This window comes from Parolsenella sp., from assembly GCF_982402205.1.
The window spans coordinates 1-4,996 of record NZ_CEVYAT010000121.1 but is presented as its reverse complement, the minus strand read 5'-3'; the positions used below and the strand labels follow the sequence as shown (position 1 = coordinate 4,996).

The following is a 4,996-nucleotide window of genomic DNA, read 5'->3' as shown; positions in this document are numbered from 1 at the left end:
CAACGTGAACATCAGGAGAAGCCGTGCGAGCAGGCGCCGCCGGCCACGTGCGCTGCGCTACGATTGATAGCCGCAATTTTGAGCGAACCAGCGAGCGAAAGGGTCCCACCCACCCATGAGCGACATCAATAAGCCCCAGCTAGAGACCGTCATCGACGACACAGACGACCTCCGGCCCGCAGACGACCCCATCATGGCCGAGGAGCAGGCGCATCTCGACGAGATCTACGCCAAGCTCACCGCCATGCGCAACGACCTCGCCGCCGAGCTCGAGCACGGCCACGAGGGTGCCGCGGCAGACCTGCGCGAGCTCTCCGACGAGATCCGCCCCGACTTTGGCGGCGCGGCCGACGAGGTCATGGAGACCCTCGCCGCCATCGAGACGCTCAACGCCGTCATCGACGCCTACAACCAGTACCACGACTTCTCGGTCGACAAGCTGCGCCGCCTGCTGCTCCTGCTGCGCCAGCCCTACTTCGCCAAGGTCCGCCTCAAGATGTCGCCCGACCGCCCAGCCCGCGACGTCTACATCGGCGCCGCCGGCATGACCGACGAGCGCAGCCGCCCCCTCATCGTCGACTGGCGCAACCCCGTCGCCGAGACCTACTACAACCAGGAGAACGGCCAGACCAGCTACACCGTCAACGGCCGCACGCGCACCGTCGAGCTCGAGCTGCGCCGCCAGTTCGACATCACGCGCGACCACCTCAACATGTACTTCGACACCACCGTCGCCATCGAGGACTCGCTGCTGCTGGGCGCGCTGCGCCGCCACCACTCCGAGAAGCTCAAGGACATCACGGCCACGATCCAGCGCGAGCAGAACCAGGTCGTGCGCCACGCCGACGTGCCGGCGCTTCTCGTGAACGGCATCGCCGGCTCGGGCAAGACCTCGGTGATGCTGCAGCGCATCGCCTACCTGCTCTACGGCGAGCGCGAGACGCTCAGCGCCTCGCAGGTGCACCTCTTTGGCCCCAACGCCGTCTTCGAGCACTACATCGACAACGTCCTGCCCTCGATGGGCGAGTCGAACCCGCAGGTCTACACCTGGCGCGACTTCTGCGAGGCGCAGGGTGCCGGTGGCCGCGACCTGGGCGAGGACACCGACCCCGCCTGCCTCGAGAAGCTCGAGAGCGACATCTCGAGCCTGTTCCTCACGGCCGACGACCTGCGCGAGATCCGCTGCGACGGCACCGTGCTGCTCAAGGTCTCGAGCGTCGAGAGCGCCGTGGCCAGGTTCGCCCGCTTTGGCGTGGGCCCGCGCTTCTGCGCGCTGGTCACCGACGAGCTGCACGACCGCGTGAGCCGCCGCATCGCCTCGATGGCACGCGACGAGGAGCTGCAGGAGGAGATGCTGGGCCTCGACGTCGACGACCAGGCGCGCTTCTTTGGCGAGACGGTGAGCCCCGAGAACGAGCAGGAGACCGTGGCCCTCACCCGCCGCTGGCTCGAGCAGGTCTTCGCCGGCGCCCACGACGAGGTCGACCGCCTGGCCTGGCTCAAGCTCGACCGCGTGGCCATGCGCATGCTCGGCAAGCCCAGTGTGAGCGCCAGCGAGTGGCTCTACCTGCGCCTCCTCGTGACGGGCCGCGGCGACACCGACGCCCGCTACGTCATGATCGACGAGGTGCAGGACTACACGGTGGCCCAACTCATGGTGCTTAGCAGGCACTTCTCGCGCGCGCACTTCCTCATGCTGGGCGACGAGCACCAGGCCATCCGCGAGGGAACCGCGAGCTTTGCCCAGATCCGCGAGCTGTTCGGCCGCACCCACGGGCAGGTCGACGAGTGCCGCCTGCTTACGAGCTACCGCTCGAGCCCCGAGATCACGACCCTGTTCAGCGGCCTGGTCGAGCACGACGCGCCCGTGAAGCTCGCGAGCGTCCACCGCGCCGGCGTGGCCCCGCACATCGAGGCCCTGCCCGGCCGCGACGAGTTCCTTGCCGCCCTGCGCAAGCAGGTGGCCGCCGCGCACGAGATGGAGGGCCTCACCGCACTCGTCGCCGCCGACGACGGGGCCGTGAGCTGGCTCGCCAAGCAGCTGCGCGACTGCGACGTCACGGTCATCAAGAACAACAACGAGCTGCCCGCCGCGGGCGTGGTCCTCATGTCGCTGCGCCTCGCCAAGGGCCTCGAGTTCGACCAGGTCATCATCCCCGACGCGAGCGCCGAGACCTACCCCGACACCCCGCTCGCCCGCCGCAGGCTCTACACGGCCGTCTCGCGCGCCATGCACGGCGTTACCCTGCTGGCCCAGGGCGAGCTCACCCCGCTCGTGACGCGGTAGGCGCGTCCTCGCCACGCGCCCGGCTCGTCACGCGCCAGGCTCGCCACGTCAGCTCGTCACGCCCCGCAGATTCCTAGGAAAATGCGGTTATCCATATTTAGCGGATAGCGTTAACGTCACTTTCCTAGGAATCTGCACCCCCACGTCCCTTACCCAGGTTTGGAGACCCACATGCAGATTCGCACCGCCATCGCGGCCGACCTCGACGACCTCGCGCGCATCTACGCCACCGCCCGCCGTTTCATGGCCGAGAACGGCAACCCCACCCAGTGGGGCGATGGCCGCCCCACCGCCGCCGAGATCGCCGAGACGGTCGAGCGGGGCGCCTGCCTGGTTGGCGTTGACGAGCACGACGTCCCCCACTTCGCGTTCTCGCTCTACTCCGAGGCCGACCCCACCTACGCGACCATCGAGGGCGCCTGGCCCAACGACGCCCCCTACCTCACGATTCACCGAGTCGCGAGCGACGGCGTGCTCCACGGGGTCTTCGCGGCCATCGTAGCCTTTGCCCGCGAGCGCGCCGCGGCCGCCGACGTCGCCAACGTGCGCGTCGACACGCACGAGGACAACAAGCCCATGCAGCATCTCATCGCCAAGGCGGGCTTTGCCTATTGCGGCGTCATCCATCTGGCCGACGGCGACCCGCGCCTGGCCTACCAGCTGGTTCTCTAGGCCGATAAGGGCACAAAGACAGGCGGCTCGGCCCCGCGCGGCCAAGTGCGTGCCAGCCGCAGGTAGTTATGGCCTCCGAGACCCGATAATTACCTGCGTTTGGCACGTACCATGCCGCAGCGGGCCAGCCGCACCCCTCTCGTCCGCTTCCCCACCGGCCCTCCACGGGGACGCGCTATCATGACCCGGCACATCAACACGCATGAGGAGAACATCGTGAGCGACAAGCAGCAGACCACCGACCAGTCACTCGAGGCCCAGCGGACGCTGCTCGAGAAGCGCCTCCCCGTGGACTTCCGCGAGGTCCGCTGTCTGGGCGACATGGAGCTGCTCGAGGTCGGGCCACGCCTCATCCGCCTGCGCACGCACATCTCCGACGACGCCCTCAACCCGCGCGGCTTTGCCCACGGCGGCTGGCTGTTCACCCTATGCGACGCCTCGAGCGGCGCCCTCGTCTTCTCGCGCGGGCTCGACTGCGTGACGCAGAACGCCTCGATCAACTACCTGCACGGCGGCTGGCCCGGCGACACGGTCGACATCGAGGTCAGGGCGCTGCACTGGGGCCGCACCACCGTCGTGAACCAGGTGACGCTCACCAACCAGGACGACAGGCCCCTGGCTGTCGCCACGATGACGATGTACGTGATGCACTAACTACATGCGGCAGAGCTGGTCGCGCACGCGCTCGACCTCGCTGATGGCGCGCGCCACCTGGTACTGGGCGTCGTCGATGCGCCGCTGGGCAATCCAGTCCGCGATCACGTTGTCGAGGAACAGGTCCGTGAACTGCAGCAGGCCGCCCAGCTCCACATTGAGGCCCACGCCCTCGACGTCGTCGAGCTCACCCACAAAGACCTGCAGCGCGCGCTTGGCGGCGTTTATCTCGTCCTGCGCGTCGTCGATGCCGCGATACTTGAGCAGGCTCGTGACGAAGCCGCCGCCCAGCATGTCGACCATGCCCCAGCGGCGGGCGTCGTCGAGCTTGTCGGCCGCGCGCTCGAGGCGGTCGAGCGCGTCGTTGGCGGCGACAATGGCCTCGCCAATCTCTGTTGCTCTGTCCTTGGGCATGCGGGTCCCTTCCTGCGCGCCGGCGGTGGGCGCGCGCCATGCAGGCAACGCCGGCTCGCCGCCGGCCGTCCGCCAAAGCGCGGCACTGGCTTTTGCATGAAGCTTACCCAACCGGTGGCATAGTAGATAGCCCAAAGGCCCCAACGGGCATGTCGAGAGGAGCGCTCATGAGGGTCACGGCCACGGCACTTGCCGCCTGCGCGCTTGCGGGCGCGGCCTGCCGCATGCTGCCCGAGCAGCTCTCGGCGCTTCCCCTCGTGCCCCTCGTCGTCGCGATGACGCCTGCGTTTGCCCTGCTCGCAGGGGGTGCGCTCGTCCTCACGCTCCTGCCACGCGCCTGGGCGGGACATCGCGCGGCGCGCCTGCTCGTGCGCGCGGCAGCCGTCGTCGTGCTCGCGCTCGAGGCGACGTGGCTCGCACCCTACGCCCTGCCCGCCCAGCGCGTGAGCGACGCGCGCCAGGACGCCGGTGATGCCACCACCCTCACGGTCATGACCTGCAACGTCTACAAGGGGGCCGCCGACCCTGCGGCGATCGTCGCCGCCGTGCGCGAGAACCGCGTCGAGGTGCTGGCCCTGCAGGAGACGACCGTCGACTTCGTGGCGCGCCTCAGGGTCGCGGGGCTCGACGAGCTGCTCCCCCACTCCCAGCGCTCCTCGTCCGACGGCGTCTATGGCAACGGCGTTTGGAGCGCCCACCCGCTCGCGGACGTCGCGAGCGACGACATCGGCTCGAGCGCGAGCGCCATGCCGGCGGGCACCATCGAGGTCACGTGCGCAAACGGCACCAACGCCCGCGTGCGCCTCGTGAGCGTGCACACCTGCTCACCCGGCCCCGGCTACTGGAACCTGTGGCGCAGGAGCATCGAGGAGATCGGCATGGTGCGCAGCCGCGTCGCGGCAGACCCCACGTGCGCCTACGTGCTCATGGGCGACTTCAACGCCACCTGGGACCACGCACCCTTCCGCG

General features: G+C 69.0%; 5 protein-coding genes. 4 read left to right on the top strand and 1 reads right to left on the bottom strand.

Annotation, left to right across the window (positions count from 1 at the left end; genetic code table 11):
* Positions 1-115: 115 nt before the first annotated feature.
* From AC1VTH_RS06615 to AC1VTH_RS06605, 3 genes are all read left to right on the top strand, one after another.
* Entirely contained in the window at positions 116-2,287 is a 2,172-nt protein-coding gene (locus tag AC1VTH_RS06615; protein WP_481335377.1) for a HelD family protein, read from the top strand.
* 171 nt (positions 2,288-2,458) lie between these two features.
* Positions 2,459-2,959, top strand: a complete 501-nt coding sequence (locus AC1VTH_RS06610) for an N-acetyltransferase (RefSeq protein WP_481335376.1) — start codon at positions 2,459-2,461, stop codon at positions 2,957-2,959.
* 180 nt (positions 2,960-3,139) lie between these two features.
* Positions 3,140-3,613: a PaaI family thioesterase gene (locus AC1VTH_RS06605; RefSeq protein WP_481335375.1), complete on the top strand. Its 474-nt coding sequence runs from the start codon at positions 3,140-3,142 to the stop codon at positions 3,611-3,613.
* Here the strand turns inward: AC1VTH_RS06605 and AC1VTH_RS06600 are convergent, their stop codons facing one another.
* Positions 3,614-4,027 (bottom strand): hypothetical protein, encoded by a 414-nt coding sequence (locus AC1VTH_RS06600; protein ID WP_481335374.1) that lies wholly within the window; start codon positions 4,025-4,027, stop codon positions 3,614-3,616.
* Between the two features lie 167 nt (positions 4,028-4,194).
* Between AC1VTH_RS06600 and AC1VTH_RS06595 the strand changes: the two genes are divergently transcribed.
* Positions 4,195-4,996, top strand: an 802-nt coding sequence (locus AC1VTH_RS06595; protein WP_481335373.1) for an endonuclease/exonuclease/phosphatase family protein, incomplete at its 3' end; no start/stop codon positions are given.